The organism is Shewanella gelidimarina (assembly GCF_023283945.1).
GTDB classification, from domain to species: domain Bacteria; phylum Pseudomonadota; class Gammaproteobacteria; order Enterobacterales; family Shewanellaceae; genus Shewanella; species Shewanella gelidimarina.
Window position 1 is genome coordinate 1 of record NZ_JAKIKW010000071.1, and the last position, 689, is coordinate 689.

The 689-nt window shown below is 49.2% G+C and carries 1 rRNA gene; it reads right to left on the reverse strand.

The annotated features are described in order from the left end of the window. Positions 1 to 454, reverse strand: a 16S ribosomal RNA gene (locus L2729_RS21545); the annotation flags it as partial. Between the last annotated feature and the right edge of the window lie 235 nt (positions 455 to 689).

The window sequence follows — 689 nt, forward strand, 5'->3', positions numbered from 1 at the left end:
CTTTCCTCCTCGCTGAAAGTACTTTACAACCCGAAGGCCTTCTTCATACACGCGGCATGGCTGCATCAGGCTTTCGCCCATTGTGCAATATTCCCCACTGCTGCCTCCCGTAGGAGTCTGGACCGTGTCTCAGTTCCAGTGTGGCTGATCATCCTCTCAGACCAGCTAGGGATCGTCGCCTTGGTGAGCCATTACCTCACCAACTAGCTAATCCCGCCTAGGTTCATCCAATCGCGGAAGGCCCGAAGGTCCCCTCCTTTCCCCCGTAGGGCGTATGCGGTATTAGCAGTCGTTTCCAACTGTTATCCCCCTCGATTGGGCAGATACCTAGGTATTACTCACCCGTCCGCCGCTCGTCACCTCAGGAGCAAGCTCCCTTGTGTTACCGCTCGACTTGCATGTGTTAGGCCTGCCGCCAGCGTTCAATCTGAGCCATGATCAAACTCTTCAATTAAAGTTTTTTGCTTTACTCCGTTAAGAGCAAAGCGGCTCAATGAATTATACTGTTTTTCAAATACCCGAAGATATTCGAAGTTTACATATTGCTATGGTCACTCAGTGGTTCATTGAGTTAATATTTTTGATTGCCTCCTAAGAGGCAATTTCGAATAACTCAACACCTGTGAGTGCCCACACAGATTTGCTTGTCATATTGTTAAAGAGCGTGACACCATCTTTCATGTGTCGCC